This is a genomic window from Singulisphaera rosea (assembly GCF_054877945.1).
Genome location: NZ_JBTYIP020000025.1, coordinates 1 through 22,902, shown reverse-complemented (window position 1 = coordinate 22,902; position 22,902 = coordinate 1). Strand labels below are relative to the sequence as shown.

At 64.9% G+C, this 22,902-nt stretch carries 17 protein-coding genes and 2 pseudogenes; 8 read left to right on the top strand and 11 right to left on the bottom strand.

The features are described 5' to 3' along the window. The first annotated feature begins 60 nt into the window (after window positions 1–60). On the top strand, window positions 61–819 hold the full coding sequence (locus tag ACYOEI_RS30630; protein WP_462853672.1) for an energy-coupling factor ABC transporter ATP-binding protein: 759 nt from the start codon (window positions 61–63) through the stop codon (window positions 817–819). Between the two features lie 447 nt (window positions 820–1,266). After that, the gene (locus ACYOEI_RS30625; RefSeq protein WP_462853501.1) at window positions 1,267–2,796 is read left to right on the top strand and encodes an HD-GYP domain-containing protein; all 1,530 of its coding nucleotides are present in this window, start codon (window positions 1,267–1,269) and stop codon (window positions 2,794–2,796) included. Window positions 2,797–3,070: 274 nt separating this feature from the next. Here ACYOEI_RS30625 and ACYOEI_RS30620 read toward each other — a convergent pair whose 3' ends face one another. The 3 genes from ACYOEI_RS30620 to ACYOEI_RS30610 form a co-directional block, all read right to left on the bottom strand. Then, window positions 3,071–3,559, bottom strand: coding sequence for an NIPSNAP family protein (locus ACYOEI_RS30620; protein ID WP_462853500.1), 489 nt, complete (start codon window positions 3,557–3,559; stop codon window positions 3,071–3,073). A gap of 259 nt (window positions 3,560–3,818) precedes the next feature. Then, the gene (locus tag ACYOEI_RS30615; protein WP_462853498.1) at window positions 3,819–4,406 is read right to left on the bottom strand and encodes a peroxiredoxin; all 588 of its coding nucleotides are present in this window, start codon (window positions 4,404–4,406) and stop codon (window positions 3,819–3,821) included. A gap of 113 nt (window positions 4,407–4,519) precedes the next feature. Next, complete coding sequence (locus tag ACYOEI_RS30610) at window positions 4,520–4,975, bottom strand: RrF2 family transcriptional regulator (RefSeq protein ID WP_462853496.1); 456 nt, start codon at window positions 4,973–4,975, stop codon at window positions 4,520–4,522. A gap of 301 nt (window positions 4,976–5,276) precedes the next feature. On the opposite strand from ACYOEI_RS30610, the gene ACYOEI_RS30605 reads away from it, so the two are divergent. From ACYOEI_RS30605 to ACYOEI_RS30595, 3 genes are read left to right on the top strand one after another with little or no spacing between them, the layout of a single operon-like run. After that, window positions 5,277–5,660 carry a group I truncated hemoglobin gene (locus ACYOEI_RS30605; protein WP_462853495.1) on the top strand — a complete coding sequence of 128 codons (384 nt, stop codon included), beginning with the start codon at window positions 5,277–5,279 and terminating at the stop codon, window positions 5,658–5,660. Window positions 5,661–5,671: 11 nt separating this feature from the next. Continuing rightward, entirely contained in the window at window positions 5,672–6,649 is a 978-nt protein-coding gene (locus ACYOEI_RS30600; RefSeq protein ID WP_462853493.1) for a 2Fe-2S iron-sulfur cluster-binding protein, read from the top strand. A 48-nt stretch (window positions 6,650–6,697) separates the two neighbouring features. Next, window positions 6,698–6,880 (top strand): hypothetical protein, encoded by a 183-nt coding sequence (locus tag ACYOEI_RS30595; protein WP_462853492.1) that lies wholly within the window; start codon window positions 6,698–6,700, stop codon window positions 6,878–6,880. 727 nt (window positions 6,881–7,607) lie between these two features. Here ACYOEI_RS30595 and ACYOEI_RS30590 read toward each other — a convergent pair. Then, window positions 7,608–15,710 carry an MG2 domain-containing protein gene (locus ACYOEI_RS30590; protein WP_462853490.1) on the bottom strand — a complete coding sequence of 2,701 codons (8,103 nt, stop codon included), beginning with the start codon at window positions 15,708–15,710 and terminating at the stop codon, window positions 7,608–7,610. 559 nt (window positions 15,711–16,269) lie between these two features. Here ACYOEI_RS30590 and ACYOEI_RS30585 point away from each other — a divergent pair. Continuing rightward, window positions 16,270–18,117: a hypothetical protein gene (locus tag ACYOEI_RS30585; RefSeq protein WP_462853488.1), complete on the top strand. Its 1,848-nt coding sequence runs from the start codon at window positions 16,270–16,272 to the stop codon at window positions 18,115–18,117. A gap of 490 nt (window positions 18,118–18,607) precedes the next feature. Here the strand turns inward: ACYOEI_RS30585 and ACYOEI_RS30580 are convergent, their stop codons facing one another. The 6 genes and pseudogenes from ACYOEI_RS30580 to ACYOEI_RS30555 all read right to left on the bottom strand — a co-directional run bounded on the left by ACYOEI_RS30580 (window position 18,608) and on the right by ACYOEI_RS30555 (window position 20,419). Further along, window positions 18,608–18,847: a hypothetical protein gene (locus ACYOEI_RS30580; RefSeq protein ID WP_462853487.1), complete on the bottom strand. Its 240-nt coding sequence runs from the start codon at window positions 18,845–18,847 to the stop codon at window positions 18,608–18,610. A 90-nt stretch (window positions 18,848–18,937) separates the two neighbouring features. Next, window positions 18,938–19,640: pseudogene (locus ACYOEI_RS30575) on the bottom strand (DNA cytosine methyltransferase); the annotation flags it as partial. A 143-nt stretch (window positions 19,641–19,783) separates the two neighbouring features. Next, on the bottom strand, window positions 19,784–19,924 hold the full coding sequence (locus ACYOEI_RS30570; protein WP_462853485.1) for a hypothetical protein: 141 nt from the start codon (window positions 19,922–19,924) through the stop codon (window positions 19,784–19,786). 35 nt (window positions 19,925–19,959) lie between these two features. Then, on the bottom strand, window positions 19,960–20,085 hold the full coding sequence (locus ACYOEI_RS30565; RefSeq protein ID WP_462853484.1) for a hypothetical protein: 126 nt from the start codon (window positions 20,083–20,085) through the stop codon (window positions 19,960–19,962). A gap of 5 nt (window positions 20,086–20,090) precedes the next feature. Continuing rightward, the gene (locus ACYOEI_RS30560; protein ID WP_462853483.1) at window positions 20,091–20,237 is read right to left on the bottom strand and encodes a hypothetical protein; all 147 of its coding nucleotides are present in this window, start codon (window positions 20,235–20,237) and stop codon (window positions 20,091–20,093) included. Between the two features lie 5 nt (window positions 20,238–20,242). Continuing rightward, window positions 20,243–20,419, bottom strand: a complete 177-nt coding sequence (locus tag ACYOEI_RS30555; protein WP_462853482.1) for a hypothetical protein — start codon at window positions 20,417–20,419, stop codon at window positions 20,243–20,245. Window positions 20,420–20,756: 337 nt separating this feature from the next. On the opposite strand from ACYOEI_RS30555, the gene ACYOEI_RS30550 reads away from it, so the two are divergent. Continuing rightward, window positions 20,757–21,221, top strand: a complete 465-nt coding sequence (locus ACYOEI_RS30550) for a macro domain-containing protein (RefSeq protein WP_462853480.1) — start codon at window positions 20,757–20,759, stop codon at window positions 21,219–21,221. Between the two features lie 674 nt (window positions 21,222–21,895). After that, window positions 21,896–22,234, top strand: coding sequence for a hypothetical protein (locus ACYOEI_RS30545; protein WP_462853479.1), 339 nt, complete (start codon window positions 21,896–21,898; stop codon window positions 22,232–22,234). 363 nt (window positions 22,235–22,597) lie between these two features. Here ACYOEI_RS30545 and ACYOEI_RS30540 read toward each other — a convergent pair. After that, window positions 22,598–22,902, bottom strand: a pseudogene (locus tag ACYOEI_RS30540) (IS5 family transposase); the annotation flags it as partial.

Here is a 22,902-nt window from a genome sequence, read left to right as displayed (position 1 = left end):
TCGCCCCCGCCCCCCACTCCCGATCCGGACGCCGTCCCCGCCGTCCGCGTGCGAGACCTCATGTACCGCTATCCCGACGGCCGCCAGGCCCTCCGGGGCGTCGACCTGACGATCATGCCGGGGGAAACCGTGGCCCTCGTCGGCCCCAATGGCGCGGGCAAGAGCACGTTCCTGCTCCACCTCAACGGGCTCCTGCCCGGGACGGCGAAGGCCCAACCCGTTCACTCGCACGGTGACTCCCGGGCCTCGCGCAACGGCGAGCCGGCCGTCTGGATCGACGGGCTCGAGGTCAACGCCAAGAATGCTCCCGAAGTCCGGCGCCGGGTCGGCCTGCTCTTCCAGGATCCGGACGACCAGCTCTTCAGCACCTCGGTGATCGAAGATGTGGCCTTCGGACCGCTGAACCTGGGGATGGGCCGGGCGGAGGCGCGCCGGCTGGCCCTGGATTGCCTGGCGCGGGTGGACCTGGAAGATGCCGCCGACCGGGCCCCCCACCACCTCAGCTTCGGCGAGCGGAAGCGCGTCTGCCTCGCCGGGGTCCTTGCCTGCAACCCGTCGGTCCTGGTCCTCGACGAGCCGACGGCCAACCTCGACCCTCGCGGCCGACGTCGCTTCATGGCCCTGATCCGAGGACTCTCGGCGACGAAGCTGATCGCGACCCACGACCTCGAGATGGTCCTGGAACTTTGCAACCGCACGATCCTCCTCGACGCCGGTCGGGTCGTTGCCAACGGCCTCAGCCGAAATATCCTGGGCGACCCAAACCTCCTTGAAGCCCATGGACTCGAAATGCCGTTGAGCCTCAAAATTTGGCGATAAACCCTCGGGGATTCGGTAATATTAGGTCCGGTTCGCGTTCGAAGTCCCGCAGGACGTCGCCCGGTCATCGCGAGGAAATGTGCGTAATATTTGATGGTTTCTAATAAAACGAGAGTCGGTCGAGTCTCTTCGTGAATCCTTGGCATCGACAAAGTTCGCGTAGGAATTATGCTTGGGTTTATCGGTGTAAGTATTTTTACTTGGTTTGCCTCTCCTCCCCTCTCATCCCGGTTTTCCCCCCCCCTTCGAGTCGACCCGTGATTTCCTTGCGGGATGGGACTTCGGCCGAGAATGTCGAGAAAAAGAATCGTCTCCTTCCCGAACGTCGCTTCGCGCTCTAAGCTTAATGATGCGCGGGGACTGGGCTCGTCTCCCTCCGGCAGAGGCTTGTGCATGCATGGCTTGAGGCTGGCGGCGCACGAAGACGGTGCGCAGGGAATGGCAGGAATGAGCGTCGCGGGCGAACTCGGCGACCTGGCCGATCAGCTTGCGCGCGAGTTCGGTGCTCCGGTCGGGCTCCTCGATCCTTCGGCCCCGGGTCGAGGCTGGCGTGCGTGGTCGGGGGACGTGGCGGTGAGGGATTGGTTCCCCGTCGTCGATGTGGCGTTGATCGCGACGCTGGTGGCCAATGGGTATGGAACGGCCCGTGCGGGAGTCTGGCGGCCGGAGGGTGAGAGTCAACCGGCCTGGCTCGCCTTCCCGGTGCCGCGTGCCGGCCATGGAGATCTCCTCGGATTGGCCGGCTTCGCGTCCTCGGTCGAACCCGCTCGCTCGTCCGGTTGGGGCCCGTCCTGCCCTGCCCCGGCCCTCCGCTCTTGGGGGCAAGAGGTCTCCGACCGTTTGCGAGCGGAGGCCGCGGCGCTCGAGAAGACCAAGACCGCGAGCCATGCCTCAGCGGGGTCCGTGTCCGACGAGCATCTGCTGCTGGCCCGCCTGATCCGCCGACTCAAGGTCTCCGACCCCCCCGAGCGGTTCCAGAACCTCGCGAGCTTCGCGCTCCGGGACGCCCTCGGGATCGCCGCCGTGGCCTGGATCCCCGGTCATCCTCATGACGCCGTGATCGTCTGCGGGGCGGTCGCCGGGCTGCGTCATGAGGACTTTCGTGCGTTGGTACCCGGGTCGCGCGACATCCCGAGCCGGGTCGAGACCCTGCCGATCGGCGCTCCGAGCAAGACCCCCTGGCGCGTGATCGCCGTCGCCGCCGACGGCCACGGGGCCAACGGTTGGCTCGTGGCCCTGGAGCCCGTCGAAGGCCGGCCCCTCCCCGCGTCGCTGGTCGAGATCCTCCAGCCCGTCGCCTCGCTCATCGCCAACCAGCAGGCGAATGCCCGGATCTACGGCGAGTTGAAGGGCCTCTTCTTCGGCGTCATCCGCGCCTTGACCGCGGCGATCGACGCGAAAGACCCGTACACCTCGGGCCACTCCGAGCGCGTCGCACGCATCGCCGTGCGGATCGCCCAGCAGATGGGGGTGGGCGTCAACCAGCGCAACGACCTCTACTTGATGGGCCTGCTCCACGACATCGGCAAGATCGGGATCGACGACCGCGTGCTCAAGAAGATGGGGCCGCTCACCCCCGAGGAGCGCCGGGAGATCCAGTCGCACGTCGAGATCGGGGTCCACATCCTCGCCGACCTCGAGCGGCTCCGCCACCTGCTGCCGGGGGTCCAGTACCACCACGAGAACCTCGACGGCAACGGCTATCCCTACGGCCTCGCGGGCGACCAGATCCCGCTCGAGGCGCGGATCCTGGCCGTGGCCGACGCGTTCGACGCGATGATGAGCACGCGGCCTTACCGCAGCCGGATGTCATCCTCGAAGGTCGACGAGATCCTCCGCTCGGGGGCCGGCAGCCAGTGGGACCCCCAGGTCATCGAGGCCCTCTTCGCCTGCCGACCCGACGTCGAGCGGATCCGCCAGAAGGGGATCGGCGAGAGCCTCCAACTCGCCGTCAACGACACCATCGGTCGTCGTTGATTTATGCTCTTATCGTTTCTTCGCTACTGAAACCCGGATCTTTCTCCATCACCGGATTTCTAACGCGGTCGATGCGGACGCCCCCTCTCGGGGATCTTGAGGCCGTCTCCGATAGGAACGCGGTTGATACACGGTGTGAAATCGGTACGGGAGGTCGCGGATCAAGGGTGGCGCCGGTTGTTCCAACCGGCGCTACCCAAATCTCGCAGGAGCGACATCACACGGCCGATGAGCCAACCCGGTTTTGAAGAAGGCCGGGTTTCGGGACGGATACCTACTTGATCGGGCTGTAGTCGGTCGGGTTCAAGAAGACGGACTCGACCTGCTTGACGATCTTGCCGTCCTTCTCGCTCTCCTTGGCCACCTTCTGCCACTCGGGATCGGCGCGGAAGGCCTTCCACGAGGCGTCGGCGGCCTCTCGGCTGGGATAGGCGAGCAGGTAGACGAGCTTGTCCTTCTTGCCGTCCTTCTCGTCCTGGGGCGTCCAGTATCCGACGATCTGGATCCCGTGCTTCTTGAAGAGCGTGTTGGTGTGGTTGCGGAAGCGAGCGTTGAGGGCGTCGAGCCGGTTCTCGTGGGTGACGTACGTCCGCATCTCGAAGACCCGCTGCGCCGAGGTCCCGTCCTTGCAGCACTCGCAGGCTTCGGCCTCGGTCCCCGTCTTGGCGTCCTTCACGGTCTCTTTCCCCTTCTCCGGAGCCGCGGCGAACCCCGGCGTGGCCAGCGCGGCGAGCGTCAGGCCCAACATCCAGCGACGAATCATCGGTGCTCTCCCCGTTGATGGAACGTTCAGCGACATCCCGGTTATAGCCCGAGAGTCCGGGCCGACTCAAGGTGCGAGCCCAAGGCTCGACATCCGACGATCTCCGAAGCCGAGGGGCCGGTCGTCTTGCCTCGGGGCCTCGGTCGTCGGAGCCAGGGGGTCGGAGGGATCGTTAGCCGTCCGGCGGCCGATCGCCGACCAGCCCCTCATCGTGATGATTTGCACGGATGATCGCCGATCCACTCGGGTTTCTCGACCCTCAGGACTGGTCTCTCGAACGTAACCAGTCCAGGACGTCGTCGGCGTTCTTGTCGGGCGGGAAGACCGGGTACCAGAGCTTGCGGATCGTCCCTTGCTCGACGAACCACGTCATGCGCTTGAGCAGGGTGTTGGGGCCGCCGCCGCCGATCGAGGCGACGTCGAAGTCGAAGGTCGGCAATCGCAAAGTCCGGGCGAGCGTGAGGTCGGCGTCGGAGAGGATCGGGAACGGGAAATGAGTCCGCTCGGCGAATTCGCGCTGATACTCGGTCGATTGGGTGCTCAGGCCGATGACGCGGACGCCAACGGCTTCGAATTCACGCCGGAGGTCGCGGAACGCGCATCCCTGCGCGGTGCAGCCGCGAGCCCCCGGGATTGCATTCCAGTCGTCCCCGGGCGCCCGGTCCGGCATCCCCGTCCTCGGATAGGCGAAGATCACCGCGTCATCCAGATCTCCGAGATTGAGGGTGCCGCCTGAAGTCGATGGAAGCGCGAGGTTCGGCAGCCGGGCTCCTTCGAGGTGGGATGCGGCTCCATCATCGATGGGGTTGGGGAGGTCGGCCGGGAGAGTTTGATGGTCGTGATCCATAAATTTTGCGTTATTGGTATATCAATAAAGGTCAAACGGTGAACTCCGACTCGGAACAGGCCTGACACACTCGAGCCGTGAACCGCCACGGACTCGCGTTGTGGGGTGCCCGACTACACATCGGGGTCCGCATCGCGGAACGCGGCCCAGAGGGGGACCAGTCGACCGCACTGACTCTGGAAGCTCCCGAGAGTGTACTCGTCGAGGACGTCGAGGAACGCCTGCTGTGCCCGCGACAGGGCCCCCTTGAGGCCGCAGGCGGGCGAGATCGGGCAGGTGTTGGTCACGGGGTCGAAACACTCGGCGATGTGGAAGTGGGGCTCGGTCTGGCGCAAGAGCCAGCCGATGTTGATCTCGTCCGGGCGCATCGCGAGCCGGAAGCCGCCGCTCCGCCCTCGAGTCGACGCCACCACGCCCAGGTCGGTCAACCGCCGGACGACCTTCGTCAGGTGGTTGCGAGAGATCCCGTAGCTCCGGCTGATCTCATCGACCGAGACCGGTTCGTCCGGGTGCGCGGCGAGATAGATCGCCACTCGCAACGAGTAGTCCGAGAACTGGGTCAAGTGCAAGACTTCGCCTCCAATCGATCGGCCTTTACCAAGACATTATGCCAGGGTTGACAATTCCCAAGGCCGACCGAATAAATGGGTATTCTGAATGCCTGATTTAGTTCGGGTCTGTCGCAAGGAAGAAACGTCGGACTGGGACTTCCGCTCCGGGAAAACTCGGCGGGCCTGCCAAGAGAACGGTCCCCTGACAGTCGGCAGGTCACCACGAGGTGCCCACAACGGACACGCGGACGCCCCTAAAGGCACCCGTTCATTGCGGCAGGCCCGGGAATTGGCCGGATTTCTCATGAGGACAGGACGCATGGCGACTCTCTACGACGAACTTGGCGGTGCCGCGGCGGTCGAGTCGGCGGTCGAGGATTTCTACCGCAGGATGCTGATGGACGACCGGGTGGCCCCGTTCTTCGACGACACCGACATGGACCGCCAGATTGCCAAGCAACAGGCGTTCCTGACGATGGTTTTCGGCGGTCCGAACCATTATTCGGGGCAAGACATGCGCGAGGGCCACAAGCACCTGGTGGCCAGGGGACTGAACGACAGTCACGTCGACATCGTGATCGCGCACCTCGGCGACACGCTCCGGGAACTGGGCGTCGATGAGGCGAGGATCGGTCGAGTGGCGGCCCTCGCCGATTCGGTCCGCGACGACGTCCTCAATCGGCCGGTCGTGGTTGGGAAGTGAGGTCCTCGTTTATGACCAAGGTGACGTTCGAGGGGCAGGCGACCGAGCTCAACCCCGGAGAGACCGTTTTGGAGGCCCTGCTCCGGGAGGGCCACCCGGTCCCCCACTCTTGCCGGGCCGGGGCCTGCCGGTCTTGCTTGATGCGGGCCGTCGAAGGTCGGGTCCCCGAGGCGGCCCAGGCCGGACTGAACGACAGCCTGAAGGCCCAGGGCTACTTCCTGGCGTGCCTCGCCTGGCCCTCGAGCCCGATGGCCGTCGACCTCGGCGGCGAGGGGCTCGGGCGGACGGGGGTCACGATCGTGTCGATCGAATGGCTGAGCGAGACGGTCCTCAAAGTCCTCCTCGAGCCCGAGTCGACGTTCGCGTATCGAGCCGGGCAGTTCCTGACCTTGATCCATGATGGCGTCGCACGGAGCTACTCGATCGCGAGCCTCCCCGCCAGGGACCCCTACCTCGAGCTGCACGTGCGGGTCCTCGCCGATGGCCGGATGAGCCGCTGGCTGGCCGACGAGGCCCGACCGGGCGACCGGGTCGTTGTGCAAGGTCCGTCCGGCGACTGCTTCTACGCCCCGGGCACAGTCGACCAGGAGATTGTCCTCGCCGGGACGGGCACCGGCCTCGCCCCCCTCTTCGGGATCATCCAGGACGCGGCCGCACACGGACACAAGGCCCCCGTAACCTTGTTCCACGGCGCCCGCGATCGCAGTGGCCTGTATCTCGTCGATCGCCTCCGCGAGCTGGAGCGGGAGCACTCCTGGTTCCGCTACATCCCCTCTTGCGTCGAAGGCGATGGCCTCGATGACATCCAGGCCGGCACGCTGGACAAGGTCGTCCTCGGTCGGATCCCGAACTTCAAAGGACGCCGGGTCTACCTCTGCGGCAACCCGACCATGGTGCGGTCCCTCCGCAAGGCGGTCTTTTTGAAGGGGGCCAACTCGAAGGAGATCTTCAGCGACGCCTTCCTCCCCTCGGTCACCCTCGCCAGCTGACTTTCGCGATCGACCTGTCCCCTGGCTGCCGCGGAGGCGATACTGAACATGGGCTTCCCTCAAGCTGATCTAAAGCGCATCACGCTCGGATTGCAAACACCCGATGGCTCCTGCGGAATGACTTTTTACAAGCCCGAAGCGCAAGCGAGTGAATTTCCACAGGAAAAATCGAAGAAGATTCACTCGCTTGCGCTTCGGGCTTGTATCGAAGAGATGCCACTCGAAGGTTAACCGCTCTAGATCGGATGCGTCTACTTTCGGCCGAGGCTCAAGAAGGGACTCTGAGCCTTGAGGAGCAAGCCGAGATCAATCATTACGAGCGAGCCGGGCACATTCTCACGCTGTTGAAATCGAAGGTTCGCCGCTCTCTCAAGCGTCAGGGCGATCATGGAGAAAATAGGGCTGATTGATTACGCATAATTTGCAAATAAATTGTGAGCGATCAATCACGCGTTTGGGCGGTCTCCGCGGGAATGCGGTCTTCGGACGCTCCGCGTCCTTTTTTTCCGGCCTCGGAAGTCCGCCTGGAAACCGTGGGAGCGAGCCGATGAGTCCCTGGCGGGACTCCCGATTCGATCCCTCATCGGCGAGGGCGGTTTGATCAGGACCGTGTCGCGTCCGTGCGGCCCGAAATGCCGACGCGGAGCGTCGAGGGCGGCATTCCCACGGAGACCGTGGGAACGAGAAATGAACATGCCGTGAGCGCTGCTGAGGGGCGGTGGACGATGATGATGGGAGGTCGCCTCGACGCATATGTCGACCATGGGTGGCAGGGATTCTGGGGACGAGTCGTCGGCGATTGCGAACGTATGGGTGATGGATCGTTGTGGCCCCCCGCGGGCTCATGCGAGAGGCGAGCTTCCGACCCGGAGGACGCCGACGTCTGCCGCTGGCAACGTCGGCGTCTGCCGCTCAGAAGCCCGATTTCTCGGAAGAAATCGGGCTTCTGGGTGAACAATTATTTGAAGCCCTTGGCGGCGGCACCGCCCTGGCCTCCCTGGTTGTAGCGGTTCTGGAGCCGTTCGATCTGGCGCATCTGGTTCGCGCCGTTCTGCATCTGGATGTTTTGCTCAAGGCTTGGCGCGGGAGCGCCCGGCTTTTCGTTCGGTAACTGGGGCGCGGGGGCATTGGCTTCGGCCTTGGTCGCTTGCCCCACGTGGGTGGTGCCGCGGTAGAAGGCGTACTGGGCCGTGCCTCGGCGGGCGACGGCGGTGACTTCTCCCTGGACGCCTTCGGCGACGAAGACGCCGCGGAGGTCGGTCTCGCCCGAGAAGAAGGTATGGTTCTCGTCGCCGATGACCTTGACCTGGACCTTGGTCGCGGGATCCTTGGTCAGGGCGTCGCGGACCATGACGCGGACCCGTCCGGCCTCGGCCTCCTCGAGGACCTCGAGCTCGAGGGGAGAGACCAGGATGATCCCGGAGGCGTACAGGTCGCCGCCCCGGGTCATGACGAGGTAGGCCCCTTCCTTCTCCAGCGGGAGGTCGATCGCCTTGAGCTTGTCGGCGTAGTCTTCGCCCTTGCCCAGGGGGATGCTCCGCTCGAGGAGCGGGGTGATCCCGGCGAGGTCGATCCCGGCGATCGCGTCGAGGTTGCGTCGGGTGAGGTACAGCCGCATCAGGTCGACCGGGTAGACCTTGACGTCGGCCTCGGCGATGTTGCGATAGCCGAGCTCGACCCCCGGCTTGGCCAACGCCTTCGGGGCGGTCGGTGCCACGGCGCGGAGGCCGGGGGCTGCGGCGACGTTGGGCTTCGACTCGGGGCGGACGACGGTGACTTCGGGGAGCTTCAGATCCTTGCGTGTATAGGCCTTGATGGCTCCCGCGGCGTCGGTGAACTGCTCGGCCACGGCCTCGTAGTAGCCGATCGCCTTGCCGGGCCGCTGCCTCGCGTCGTAGATCTGGCCGAGGATGTACAGGGCCTGCCACTTGTTCGGGCTCGGCTGGTCGACCCCGTTCGGATCTTTATAAGTGGCCTTGGCGATGGCCTCGGCGACCTCGATCGCACGGTCGAAGCGCCCGAGGTGGAACTGGCCGAGGGCCTCGCTGTACTGGAAGCTGTCGAGGAACGAGCTCTTGGGATAGAGCTTCGCGAATCGCGCCGAGAGCTTGACGACGGCGTCGTAATCCTCGAGCTCGAGGAACGAGCCGACCAGGGCGAGGCTCGCCTCGTCGGCGAGCGGGCCGGCCGGCGACCGGGCGAGGAACGACTGGGTGAGCCGGATCGACTGGAGGAGCAGCTCGGAGCGGGTCACGCCGGCCGAGGCGAGCTCGTGCCGGGTCGCGGGGTCGGTCGTCGCGACCGTGGCCCGCTGCGCGATGACCTGGGAGAGGCCGAACATGTCGGCCTCGATCGACGCGGTACCGGGGTATTCTCGCCAAAGTCCGAGGAGGTAGGCGATCGCCTCGAGCGTCTTGCCGCGATTGCGGAGCGTCTCCCCGACCTTCGCATCCTCGAGGTAGCTCGCCTCGACGACCCCGCGCCAGACGAGGGAGGCCCGCTCGAACTCGCCGATGTCGCGGTAGGCCTTCCCGACGACGAGGAGGTCGTCGAAGGCGATCACGAGCTCGGGGACCTTCTCCTTGACGACCTCGAAGTACTGGACGACGAGGCGGGCATTGTATCGCTTGATGTGGATCAGGAGCAGCATCCGGGCGGCGTCCTTGGCGACGTCGTCGCGGAGCGTGTACGCGGAGAAGAGCGACCCGAGCGACTCGCCGGCTTCGGCCAGGCGGCCGGCGTCGAAGTCGGCCTTGCCGCGGGCGTAGAGCTCGTCCGGCGTGGCCTTGTACGGGTCGTTATTCGGCTCGCCGGGGGCGAGCACCCGGAGGTCGCCGGTCTGGCCGAGGTGGCTCCGGCCCGGTTCATAGGCGCTCCGGATCGACGCGGGGAGGGCCCGATAGCGGCCCGGCAGGTAGCCGTGGACGTCGTAACGGATCCCCCCCGGCCACTGGTCGGGCGCGAAGTAGAACGTCAGCACGCCGTCGGCGAGCGTGTACGAGCTGGCCGACGACTGGACCGAGTCTTCGATCAGGGTCGTGCCCGCGGGCAGGTGCTCCTCGACGACGAGTGCGTCGCGTTCCCAGTCGGGTTGGACCGCGGGGGTGATCCGGTAGGCGTCGAGCTGGACCTGGGCCCGCCCGCCGAGGGCCACCTGGCTCGCCAGGTTCTCGAAGCCCTGGGCGTTGACGGCGACCTGGAACCCCGTGGGGAGGACCTTGCCGTCGAGCTCGGGGCTGGCCGGGAGGTAGACCCGCCGGTTCACGATCGCGGTCCGATCGGCCCGGTCCTGGTCCGCGGCGAGGTCGCGGGTGAAGCCGGTCATCGTGACGGAGTAACCGAAGGTCCCTCGCCCGTCGACGTCGAACCGGACCCGGTTCTTCGCGCCCGCCTTGAGGGCCCGACGCGGGACGAGGACGGCCTTGCCCGCGGTCGCCCCGGCGACGTCGAGCGTCGCCACCTGGGTGTCATTCACCGTGACGACGAGCTTGTAGCGGTCCTCGGCGCGCTCGGCCTTGCGGTAGTAGGCGGCCAGCGCGGCCAGGGCGGGCCCTTTGGCCTTGTGGGGCTGCCAGCCGACGCCTTGTCGGTGCGTCTGGAGCCATTCGACCGCCCCGGCGATCACCGGGGACTGGGGACGTGCCTTCGCGAACGCGAGGGCGGCGAGCGCGGTGGCCTCGACCGGGCCTCGGTTGAAGGGCAGCGAGCTCTTACCTTCCCAGTACGTCCGCCGCGGCTGCCCGGCCGCGACCGCCTCGGTCTTCGCGCGGGGCGAGAGGACGTCGAGCACCTCGCCCGCGAGCGAGGCGCGGTCGAGGTTGACCAGGCTCAGCGCGAGATACCCGAGGGCCGCGTCGGAGAGCCCCTGCCGGACCCGGTTCAGGCTGTTGGCCTGCTCGAACGTCGCCTTGCGTCGCGTGCTCAGGGCGTGCAGGAGGAGGGCTCGGGTGTCCCGGTCTCCTTCACCCGCCTTCGCGTACTCTTGCGCGAGGTAGTTGGTGGCGTTCTCGAGCGCTTGTGGGTCGGTGAGGAGCCCGAGCGGTTCGGCCGAAGCCAGGGCCCAGACGGTCCGGGCCGAGGTCGCCCGGTCGCTCGGATTGATCGTGACGTTCTGGTCGGGGAGTCGCTTCCGGCTGACCACCCAGGGCCAGCCGCCGTCCTCGTTCTGGAGCGCGGTCAGTTCGGAGACGAGCCCCTGGATCTTCGTCGTCAGGCGCGAGGCCTCGGCGGCCGACGGTGCACTGCCCGAGGCGCGAAGGTAGGCCAACGCCTCCGTCGCCGCGAGCAGGTCCCCCGCGCGGTCGGCCGTCGTATAAGGGGTTGGAGGGAAAATGCACGTGTTGACGCGAGTGTCCAGCGGGTAGAATTCCTGCCCGAGGGCCAGCTCGATCAGCATCCGACGCAGCGTCGGCGAGACGACCACGAGCATCTCGGCGCTTTCATACGACCGGCCGGTCGGCAGGCCTACGAAGACGGTCGCGTCGTCGCTCGACGTCCCCGAGGCCGAGGCGAACGATTGCACGCCCCAAGGCCGGATCGGTACCTCCGTCACGAGCCGGTCGGTACGCTCGCCGAGCGTCGCGGTCAGAGTGAGTCGCACCGACTCGCCGTCGGGGACCTCGAACGGCTCGAACAGGATCTCCTCGACCCCGTCACCCTTGATCTCGACCTCCTTCGGGTCGGTCGACTCCTTGCCCCCAGCATACGCTTCGAGCTTCAGCGCGAGCTTGCCGACGAGCCCGAGGTGGTGGACCTGGGCGACGAACCGCGGCTGGTCCCCTTGGGTCAAGGCGGCCGGGACCTTCAGGTCGACGAAGAAGTCCTTCCGTACCGAGATCGACGCCGACGATTGGCCGACGAGCGTGTCGGCCCCCGAGGTCCCTCGGGCCGAAAATTGATAGGCCGAGAGGGCGAGCGGGGCGCGGAATTTCACCTTGGCCTTCCCCTGGGTGTCGGTGACGACCGAGGGGTTCCAGTAGGCGGTCTCGACGAAGCGTTGCCGAGTCGACAACGGCTTCGGCGCTTCCAATCGGAGGCCGCTTTCGTCCTTCCTCTTCCGGTTGGCCGACGGTCCGTCGGCGTCACGGGCATCGAAGGCGAGATCTTCGAATTCACTCCCTTCCTTGGCAAATCCTCCTCCTCCCATCTGTCCACCACGCCCGAGCGCACTCCTTGACTTCTGGTAGAGCCGACGCGACGCCTGAGCCTGCCCGGCCTCGGCGGGCGCGGCCGGCGCCGGGGCGGGCATGGCCATCGGGGCCTGGGGCATCACCTGGTCCTGGGCCTTCTCGATCGCCCCCAGCCTTGCGGCTTCGTTGGCCGCGACCGCGTTGGCTCGCTCGTTCTCCTCGACGACCGCGTCGGAGACCGGCGTGGTCGTCGGGGTGTACTTGAAGGTGTTGCTCGACTGGGTCGCAAACGCGCCGGTGCGAGTCTGGTCGTAGAAGAACGAGGTGATCGGCGGGAGCGTGTCGTTGAAGAGCCGCAGGAGCGAGCGATCGACCATGGCGAGCGAAACCTCGGCGGAGACGGGCTTCCCGAGCTGGTCTTCGGTCGAGACCTCGACTTCGATCTCATCGCCGGGCCCGACGGCCTCCTTTGTCGGCTTGACCGAGACGCGGAGGTCACGCTCCACGCGGACGTCGAGGCGAGCCTCGTCGAATTTCGTCTCGGCCATCCGCGACGCGGCGAGTGTGAAGTTCGGGAATTGCGGCCCGTCGACCGTCCAGGAGAGGGCGTTGTCCCCTTCCTGGAGCTGGACGACCTTGTAGGTCAGGATCCGATCGGCCTCCCAGGTCAGCAGCGCGGTGCCGGCCTTACCTCGGCTGTGGAGGTTGACCTTCGCGTCCTCGCCCAATTTGTAGGCCTGGCGTTCGGCGAGGATCCGCAGCCGTGTCTCGTCCTTCTTGCCGGAGACCGTCAGGACGCGGTCGGCCACGACGGGATTGCCGAAACGGTCGGTGCCCGAGGCTCTGATGATGTAACGACCCCCCTGCTCGTCCTCGACTTTCATTGAGGCCGACCCTCGGCCCGTCTTCGGGTCGGTCTTGAGCTCCTGCCTGGCGACTTCACGTTCGGAGATCCGTCCCGCCTGCTCGACCTGCTTGAGCACCGAGACGGCGAGCGACTCGCCGCTCGGCCCCCCTTGCGCGTCGGCGGTCTCGGCGTTGACCACGAACGACTCGCCGTCGAGGTAGACGTCGCGGGTCGTCGCCAGCTCGATGGAGAAGGCCCGCACCGCGAGCGTCACTCGAGCGATCGCGGCGACGTTGTCCTGCGGCAGGCGGGCAATGAGCCGGAGCGACTGGACCTCGGCGAACCCCTCGGTCGGGAACTCGACGTGATATTTGCCTTCGGCGTCGGTCGTCCCGTGCACGACCCGGCCGTCGGGGAGCTGCACGTCGATCGGTCGGTTCGCGACCGGAGAACCGTACTGGTAGCGGGCGACGACTTCGGCTCGGATCGTCTCGCCGCGGAAGTAGACCGTCTTCTTCAGGTCGAAGGCGAGGTCGACCTTCTCCAACTGGTACGACTGGACCTCGAACTGCCCGGTGAAGTCGCTCTTGCCCGGCTGATACACCCGGACTCGATACGTCCCGATGGGCGCCCCTTCGTCGAGCGGTAGCGCCTCGTGGAACGTGCCGAACTCCGAGAGTTTGACCGGCCTGGCGACGAGCTGTCGGCCTCGGCTATCCGCCACCTCCAACCGATAGACGGCGCCCGGTGTGTTGGCATACTGGCCGTCGACGACTTCGCGGACCACGCCCCGGATCTCGACCCGGTGGCCCGGCCGATACGCGGGGCGATCGGTGTAGAGATAAGCACGCGGGGTGAGCCCCTGCGCCACCTTGTCGGGCACGCCGAGCCCCGAGCCGGCGATGTCGGGCCCGTCGAGCACGAGATACCGAAGCGCCGAATTCCCTTCGCGAGGCTTGTCCCAGGGCTTCAGCAGCACCCCGTCGTCGCCGGTCTTCGCCTCGAGGACGACCTTGCCCCCCTCGGTGATGAGGACCCGCGCGCCGGGCCGTCCCTTGCCGGTCTTCATGTCCTGGGCGAATACTAGCAATTGTTCACGCGAAACTTTGACGATCGCGTCCAGGTCGCTGCCGAGCACCAGCGTCGTCGCCTGGAGCGTCTTCTCGTCGGTCACCTTGACCACGAAGACGCCGGGGACCTTCAACGGCTCGAGCTCGTACTCCTTCTCCACCGGCTTGTACTTGGCGTAGCCCGGGACGGCGGCCGTCCACTCGGCGTCGGGCTGCACGAGGCCGATGTCGAGCGACTCGACCCCTTCGAGCGCCTGCTTCTTCCGGAAGTAGGCTTCGGCGTCGAGCTTGTACGCGGTGAAGGTGAGCTTCTCCAGGTTCCTCGACCCGATCTTGAGCCGAGGGCGTTCGCCCGAGCGATAGGCCCTGGGGGTGATGACGGTGAGCGACTTCGCCTCCATCACGGCGATCCGCTGGGCCGCCTGCGAGTGCCAGGGTTCGCCGGCGATCTTCTTGAAACGCTCGATGGCGGCGGCGGGATCCCCCTTCTCGTCCTCGAAGATCGCGGCGATCAGGAACTGGGCGTGCCAGGCGGGATCGCTCTGGGGGAATTTGCTCAGCAGCGGCTCCCAGGCCGCGATCGCCTTATCCGCCTCCTTCTCCTGGAGGTAGCTTTCGCCCAGTTGGAAGAGGACCTCGGGGACGCGGGCGTCGAGCGGGTTCTGGCTCACGAACGCCTGATACGCCGCGCGGGCCTCGGAGAACCGCCGGTGGGCCAGGTGGTCGGCGGCGATCTGGATCTGGGTGTCGAGGATCGCCCGCTGGGCGTCGGCCGACTGGGGGCCGTTCGGGTACTTGGCCAGGTAGCCTTTCCACGCGGCGATCGCCTCGTCAAATTGCTGCTGCCCCTGGAGGACCTGGCCGACCTGGTAGGTGGCCGTCATCGAGAGTTGGGCGAGGTCACGCTTGGCCTCGTCGGTCTCGGCGCGGAAGCCGTCCTCCTTGATGAAAGACTTGAGGGCCTCGAGGGCCTCCTGGCTCTTCCCCCGGGACAGGTACGAGGCGCCGATCTCGTAACTCGCCGTGACGGACGACGAGTGGGCCGGGTAGGCGGCGAGGAACCGACGGAGGGCGGCGACGCCGAGCCCGAGGCTGGTGTCGTCCGGAGGCGCCGGGATCCCATAAGTCCTCGCGATCTCGAAGAGGGACTTGGCCCTCGTGTCGTCCTCGCTCGGCGTGAGGGGGCGTTTGAGGGCCCCGAGATCCCTGGCCAGGTCGGCCCAGGCCAGCCGGGCCGGGACGACCTGCCCAAGCCCGCGCAACGCCTCGCCGTGGCGGAAGCGGGCCTCGGCCCGGTCCGGACCGTTCGGGAACTCCTTCAGGTAGACGGCGAGATCCTGGATCGCCCTCGCGTGGTTCCCCGCCGCCTGGCTGGCGCGGACCATCGCGAGCAGGAGTCGGGCCCGGAGCCCTTCCCCCTTCGCGAGCCCGCGCGCCTGGCCGAGCAGCTCATAGGCGCCGTTGGGGTCGGGCGGGGTGACCGGGTCCGCGGGCTTCAGGAGCGTGCGGGCGAAGTCCTGGTAGACCTCCGCGAGCCGGTCCTTCCGGGCGGGGTCGAGCAACGCCTCGGCCTCGGCCCTGGCGAGTGTCTCGGCGTCCTCGAACCGCCCCGCGGCGAGCTCGACGGTGGCGAGCTCGAACCGGATCTTCGCCGTCCAGGTTCCCCGAGGGTTCGCCTTCAGGGCCGCTGCCAGGGTCTCCTTGGCTGCGTCCCCCCGGCGGTCGAGCCGCAGGGCGATGCCTCGGACCCAGGCATAGTAGGCCGCCTCGTCCCCCGACTTGGCCGCTTGCGCGAGCTTTCCAAGCGCCACCTCGGCGTCGGCGTAACGCCCCTCCTGCATCGCGGCGACGACTTCGGCCGAGAGCGTCGGTGTCGGCGGCGTGATGGCGTCCCTGGCCGCGATCGGCCTCGGCTTCGCAGGTTCGGGGGTCGCGGCTACGCAGAGGCCCAGGGCCAGGAGTCCGGCGAAGACTCCTCCCAGCCAAACAAGACCTTGGCCGTTGCGAGGGATCATGGGGATGACCTCCGAGTCGAGACGTCGGGTGAACGAGGGGGAACACATCGTCAGATCGAAGGGAAAGGCGGTGCGCACGACGACCGCTCTTTTGACGATATCAAGGGGATCTCCGTTCCAGGCTGTCAAACGGATTCCTTGCGACGCCGTGACGGATCGGGAAGGCGAGATCACCCCCCCATCCCGGCATCTGCCGTCCTTCACGGCCGGGAAGAGGAAATCTTAGGCGAGGCCGTCGATTCGAGCGACGCCGACTGTAGAAGATGCCTCCCGCCGAAAACCCCCTCGATTCGATCCCTTGCGACGGGGGTGACAGGGCGTCGTAACCCGCCAGGGTTGGGGTGGATTTTTGATAACGCCTGGTCGTTGAAGTGGTTGTGTTGAGAAATCTCGGGTCGACGAGCGGCCGTTTGAAAAATGCTGTCGGGAGTTGGCGGCGAATCTCGTTAAACTACGATAGCGGTGCCTGAACCCTCGGGGTCCGGCCGGGGTTTCAGGTTCTGCGGCCATGCGATGATCGCATGTCGGGTGTCGTCAACCGGTGCCACGGATGCTCAACGTGCTCGAAGGACTGGCCTCGTTGTCGATCCGAGATTGGGCCAAGGGCCTGCGCCGGTCCCCTTGCGCCTCCGTCCGCCGGACTCGGCCCCGCGCCTCCTACCGCGTCGAAGCCCTGGAACCGCGCTGGCTGCTCGCCTCGTCGGGGACGACGTTCGTGGGCCCCCAGCCGCCGGGAGCCCTGTCCGCCTCGGTCATCGTCCCGGAGACGCCGACCCCGCTGCCCGTCGCCGGACCGATCTCGCCGAACGATCTCAACGCCACGACCAGCTCCTCGGTCGCCCCCCAAGGGCCCCTCCTCTGGGGTCAACATTGGGGCGGGGGCACTGGCAGTGGAAATAATGGGCCGCTGATCCCGGGCTGGTTCGCGCTCGATCCCTTATTCTTCGACGCCTTGCATGGTGCGAGCGACTCGGGCCGGATGCTCGCGGTCGGTGCGGTGACGTCGGCCCACACCCTCTCGGCCCCCGACTTTGCCCTCACGGATCAAGCGAGCCCGAGCGCGGGGACCGTCGCGTACCCTGACGGTGCCGACTCCGTCGCTGGCGACCCGGGTACCCCCCGATCGGACCTTGTGACCGGCGGCTCGATCGCGTTCCGGTCGCTGAGCAGCGCGATGCCCCTGCCGGACGTCGACAACCTCCGGGTCGAAGACTCGCTCGTGCCGGGGCAGTCCTCGAACCTCTACCGGATCCCCATCGACTCCACCACGCACCGGCTCGGGATCGACATCCAGTCGCTCTCGACGGACAGCTCGGTCACCGAGACCGTGAGCGTGTACGACCCTTCGGGGCGTGTTTATCTGTCCGGGCACATTTATCAGGATCCGGCGACCGGCATCAAGACGCTCGTCCTGAACGTCTCGGGGGATGGAGATAAGGCACAGCCTCCTACGATGCTCTACGTGGAGGTGAGCCTCCTCGGCAGCGACGACGACTCGACGACGAAGACATACGTCATGTCGGCCGAGCCGTACGTCATGAGGGTCATGAGGAACCCGATCGTCCTCGGCGAGTCGACGACGCCGGGCACCACCTTCGGCTACGTCCTCCCCGCGTCGTTGCCCCTGCTCGACGTCACGGTCAACCGCTCGGGATCCGATGGCTACTGGTTCACGGTGTCGACGGTCGGCCAGTCGGTCGTCACGTCGAACTCGCCCAACCAGGGGACGACGCCGGTCGGGACGACCCCCCTGCCCTCGCCCCCTCCGGCGACCGCGGCCGACGAGGTCGACTTGTCGCTCACGGCGAACGTCTCGCAACCGAACGTCTCGATCCTCAACAACCCGACGCCGGTCCTGGTCGCCACCGGCCCCTTGCCGGCCCGCTCGGCCGCGCCTTTGGGAGGCATCCTCGCCGACGGCGACCCGGTCCCCCCCGTCGACCCCCACGGCCTCGCGCTCGCCGACTTCGCGCTCGACGAACTCGTGCCCGGGGCCGAAGGGGGCGGAGCCGCACCGCCTAATGAAGAGGGGGCGGTCGTCGCGGTCCGGGGCCCGGGCGGGTTCCCGCTCCTGGCCACCGCCCTGATCGCCGACACGTTCACCTCGTCCTCCGTCGGAGAGGGTCCGCTCTCGCCAAGCGACGCCGCGACCGTGGCCTCCGGATGCGCCTCCCCGGCCAACCAACCGGCGTCCGACTCCTCGAAGTCGACCCGCCAACGGACCGCGACCCGTTCCCGCGTCTTCCCCGCCCTGACCTTCGCCCTCGCGATGGGCATCGGCCTGATGCTCCCCGACTTCGTCGCCGCCTTCCAAACCCCCTCGCCCAAAGGCCCCCGCCTCCGCCTCGGGATGCTCCGCCGGATGTCCGGCGGGCGATCGTCGCGAAGGGGTCCCCCCTTTTCCTAGGGCGCGTCGCGGTCGATCGGCACACAGGTTTCGCGGAGTGGGGCGTCGTCCCCTTCCCACAAACGAAAAGGGGACGACAAACGAAAAGGGGACGTAACGAATTGAGTCGCATTGTTCTTGAGCGAGCGAGAGCAGCGGCGTTCCTGGGTGGACCGGGGCCAACCCACGGGCGATGGGCCTGGAGGCTCAAGGAAGCCGTAGGTAGGCCCAGGCTTGAGTCGATGTTTCGAACCCGTGGATCAACCGATGAACGTCGACGTTAATTCGTTATGTCTCCTTTTGTGTTTTTATATTTAACAGAAGAAGTCAGATGATAGGCTCCGTCCTCTTAATTCAAGTTTCGAGGATTTCAGGTAGCTCGAATTCGCACTAATGAATTTAAATTTCGTAGACTTCGTGACGGATTACGACCGGACCGAGGGGTGATTTTCCTCCCGGAGACCCGATCCCGCAAGAGTATTGGCAGCGGTAGGCCAGGCGTGCGGTAGGCTTACCCGGCGCGGCTGAGGAACTCGGTCAGTTGGGCAATCCAGGTTTTCAGCCCACACTGTTTCGGCAGCAGTTGCTCGGTCTTCTCGTCGTAGCCGACTCGCCTCAGGGTCGTCAGGATGTCGGCGAAGGAGGGTTCTGTCTTCCCGCGATACCACGGCCGCAAGGGAAAACGTACGAGGCGGTGGCCGACTCGGTGAAACCATACCACGGTGATACTGAAGAAGAAGAAGAATGCCATCGGCGCGGTTCGCTCTACGGCCTTAGGCAGACGGTTGAGAATGAAAAGAGGACGTAACGAATATTGGCATACTTCCAATATTCGTTACGTCCCCTTTTTTGCCTCCCTCGCGTCGAAGCCTTCGCCTCGGAGTGCGTGGGCGATCAATCCTCCGTCGCACTCGAAGTCTGTTCCGAGCCCGCCACCGCCTTTAGTGCGTGAGCTAATTGTGGGGGCAGGCTTTTCCCCCTTTTCGCGGCTCGGCGTAAGATCCCTGAGCAGGCCTTCCGGCTCAAAAAGTACCGTCGCGGGAGGTCGCCAGTCTCCAAGATATCCGACAACGAACACACGCCTGCGTCTTTGTGGCACTCCGAAAAAATTGTGCGTCAAGAACCCGGTAGGCGAACCCATACCCGCATTCCGCCAGCCCCCCGAGGAAGGAGTCAAACGCCCGTCCTCCGTCGATTGACAAGACACCGGGGACATTTTCCCAAACCAACCAGCGGGGCTTGAGCCTCTGAGCCAGCCGAATAAACTCAAGTGTGAGGTTGCCTCGCTCGTCAGCAAAGCCTTTGCGAAGTCCCGCGACCGAGAAGGCTTGGCAAGGGGTTCCTCCGACGAGAAGATCGATAGCTGCATAGTCGTTTTCCTTTATGGTTGTGAAGTCGCCGTGGCACGGGACAGTGGGGTAATGGTGGGCGAGAACCGCACGTGGGAAGGCGTCGATTTCGCTGAAGAAGGCTGGCTTCCAGTTCAGAGAGTGCCAGGCGGCCGTGGCCGCTTCTATGCCCGAGCACACGGAACCGTAGACGATGGGCGGGGGATTTGACAATATTTCCCGAGGTGGTATCTGATGAGTCATAATCGCTAACTCCATTTAGCGGTTTAGGGGCGGGCGGAGGCCGTAACACCTTCGCCCTCTCTGTCTAGCACTTTCACGTTATTTAGCAAGCACTTTCACGACGTATCTGGCGGCCGCATCCTCCCCTGCTCCATCTCCTTCAGCAGCCAGTCGGCAAAGGCGTCGAGCACCTGCTCCTCCCAGAATTCGTCGGTCAGTTGCTCCGGCGGGTATGAGCTGTCAAACACGAGCTTCATGCCCCGTCCTCCCCTGCTCCGCTGTGAACCGGCACCTAATCGCCCTGGGCCCGGAGGCGATTCCGCTCGGCGAACCATCGCAGGTAATCGAGGGTGCCGCCCTCGGCGAGGTAGCGTTCGTAATCGCACCGGTTTTTGAATTGGATGAAATCGTCGATCATGGCGTTCACTCCTCTGCCTTGAGGGCCCAGCCCTGCCGGATGAAAGTGACGGCGAGGGCGTGGGTGACGTCGTAGGTGTCGCCCTTGAGGAACCGGCGGACGGTGAAGCCATCCTCGGTGCCCCTACGGGTTTCGAGCATGGTGATTTTCATGGGGGCTACTCCTTCGGTTGGTAGGCGTTGAGGGCGTTGACGATCAGCTTGGCGTCGGCTTCGGCCTCTGTCTCGCGCTCCCAGAAGTGGATCGCCACGAGCATTTCTCCGTCGCCGTCCAGGATGTCGAATGTCTTATCGCAGCCGTCGGTGCCTCTCGAATAGGTGTAGGGTTTGGTCATGGTGTTTCTCCGTGAGTTGGTAATGAAGGTATGGTGCGAACCATACCTTCTGCCACGTGGCGAACGGCGGGGGGAGCTGTCAAGCCTGGGCAGACGGCTAATTTGGAGCGAAGCGTCCGCGAGGAATCCGCGAAGCGGAGGGGAAATTAGTCGGCTGACCACCCGAAGGGCTCGGGCTTGACTGCGATGGGGCGGCAGCCCCTTACTTGCGATAGCGGGGTGGAAGGCGGCAAAGCCGGTCCGAAGGACGGGAGCGAAGCGGACCCTGGAAGCACGCGGGCCGAAGGCATCGCCCACACTGTTTAGCATCTCACTGCCTTGTGCTATCCTCATTCGGATGTCAATCATCACATACACCAAGGGCGATGCGACTCAGCCTCAGGGCAACGGGAACAAGATCATCGCCCACATCTGCAACGACCTGGGCGGCTGGGGAAAGGGCTTCGTCGTCGCCATCTCGAAGCGTTGGGATGAACCGGAAGCCTCTTACCGCGAGTGGCACCGCTCGAAGAACGACTTCGACCTCGGGTCAATCCAGTTCGTCAAGGTCGAGCCCGACGTATGGGTTGCCAACATGATCGCCCAGCGGGGCATGAGGAACAGTGCTAAGGGACCGCCGATCCGCTACGAAGCCGTGCGTGCCTGCTTGAAGAAGCTGGCAGTCGGGGCGAAGTCGTTGAAGGCGGGCGTCCACATGCCCCGGATCGGATGCGGCTTGGCCGGTGGCCGATGGGAGGAAATCGAGCCGATCATCGCCGAGGAATTGACCGGGATTGACGTGACTGTTTATGACTTTGGTTGATCTGGCGAGCTTGGAAAGAATCGACCCCGAAGGGCATCGCCCATCCCCGACTTGGCGTCCACTCTCCACTCCGATAGGATTGGGGGACGGAGGCTGATCCGCTGCCCCGCTACCGATTTGGTCCGAGTTTGAGGGATGGCATGACACGCAACCGACTCAAGTGGATGCTCCCCGTCTTGGCGTGCCTACTCGCAGGATGCCGGCCAACCCCGGACCACTCTCCGCAACCATTTCTCGGGAAAACTAAACTTACAAAAGTCCAGGCATTAGACCTTGCGAAAAAGGCCGCATTGAAACATGGCATCAATCTGTCAAAATATGACAATTCGGACGCCAGCATCGATGAGTCTGGGAAATCCTGGTTCATCTTTTTTCAGCCTAACGGGCCGGCGATCGCGGTAGGAGATCACTTCGGAATCGAAGTTGATGACTCGTCCGGGGCGATAGTGTTCTTCCCAGGGAGATAGCCGTTCGTTCTTTGACAGAACTCAAACAGGTCATGAGTGGTCAGGTGGCCGAGCCACTGGCACGGGGTGGTGTCAGGTGCGAGAATGTCATCGGGAACCGCGACCATCGGGGGCTCAGGCAGTGTGGTAACCGCAGTCGGCCAAATCGGGCCGGCCCTCGCCTGGCGGTCGGTAGACGAGGGCCGCGAAAGTTTCGAGGTATCAGTCATGGGGGCAGACTCAACGCGCATCTTTTACGGCATCCGCTATGCCACACCCGAGGGGGAGCACGAACTTCTGGAGTCGAAGAGCGACCCCCGTCAACAATTGGCTCGCCACTGCCAACTCGACTCGTGGTGGGGGCGTTTCGCCTCAGAGAACGGCGAGGAGGTGTACTACCTGTTCGTCGGGGCGACGCTGGGAAGCATCGGCTACGAAGGCCAATTCGAGATATGCCTGAGCCACGACGACCTCAAGGCGACGATGGAGCGGGTCGGGGAGAAACTCAAGCGGTCGGGCACCGAGGAAGAGCCAAGGTTCTACGTTCAGTTCTGCCCGGACTATTGACCGGGCACCATTGTCCTCGACCTAGGCTTTCGGTACCCACGCCACCTTCGAACCTTCGTAGCGCAGATAGGCGTTATCGGTTTCGCGGCTCAAATCGGCAGTGATTTCGATGATATCGGAGGCAAAAAGGGGACGTAACGAATATTGGAAGTATGCCAATATTCGTTACGTCCCCTTTTTATTGTTTAGACGAAATTGATAGTTCTGTATTTAGTGAGCAAACTTTGAATAGAGCGACATTGGGGCTTCCACTGTCTAAGGAACAATCGCTGCAAGAGGGTAGTTTAAAGCTCCATCTTTAAGACAAAGACCAAGGGTTTGGGATCGTAAATCGACGGAAAGAATTCTCCACAGACTAAGAGGCTATCCGGTAACTTTTTCCTCAATTTCCCGGAATTTAAAGGCCGCACGCTTCCTCTTCTCATCCTTTTTTAATAGTCTGAGCATTCGATGAATTGAACTGATTTTGATCATTGCCTCGCTCGACTCCGTACGCACCTCGTAGTCGCGGCTATGCCTACGATATCGACCCAGCCACGCAAACGTCCGCTCCACCGTATACCTCTGCGGCTGTTCCACGAAACCTTTGCTACCCAACGGACGACTCACGACCTCCACCACATAACCCGCACCCGTGTCCACCAGCCAACGCTGAAGCGTCTTGTTCC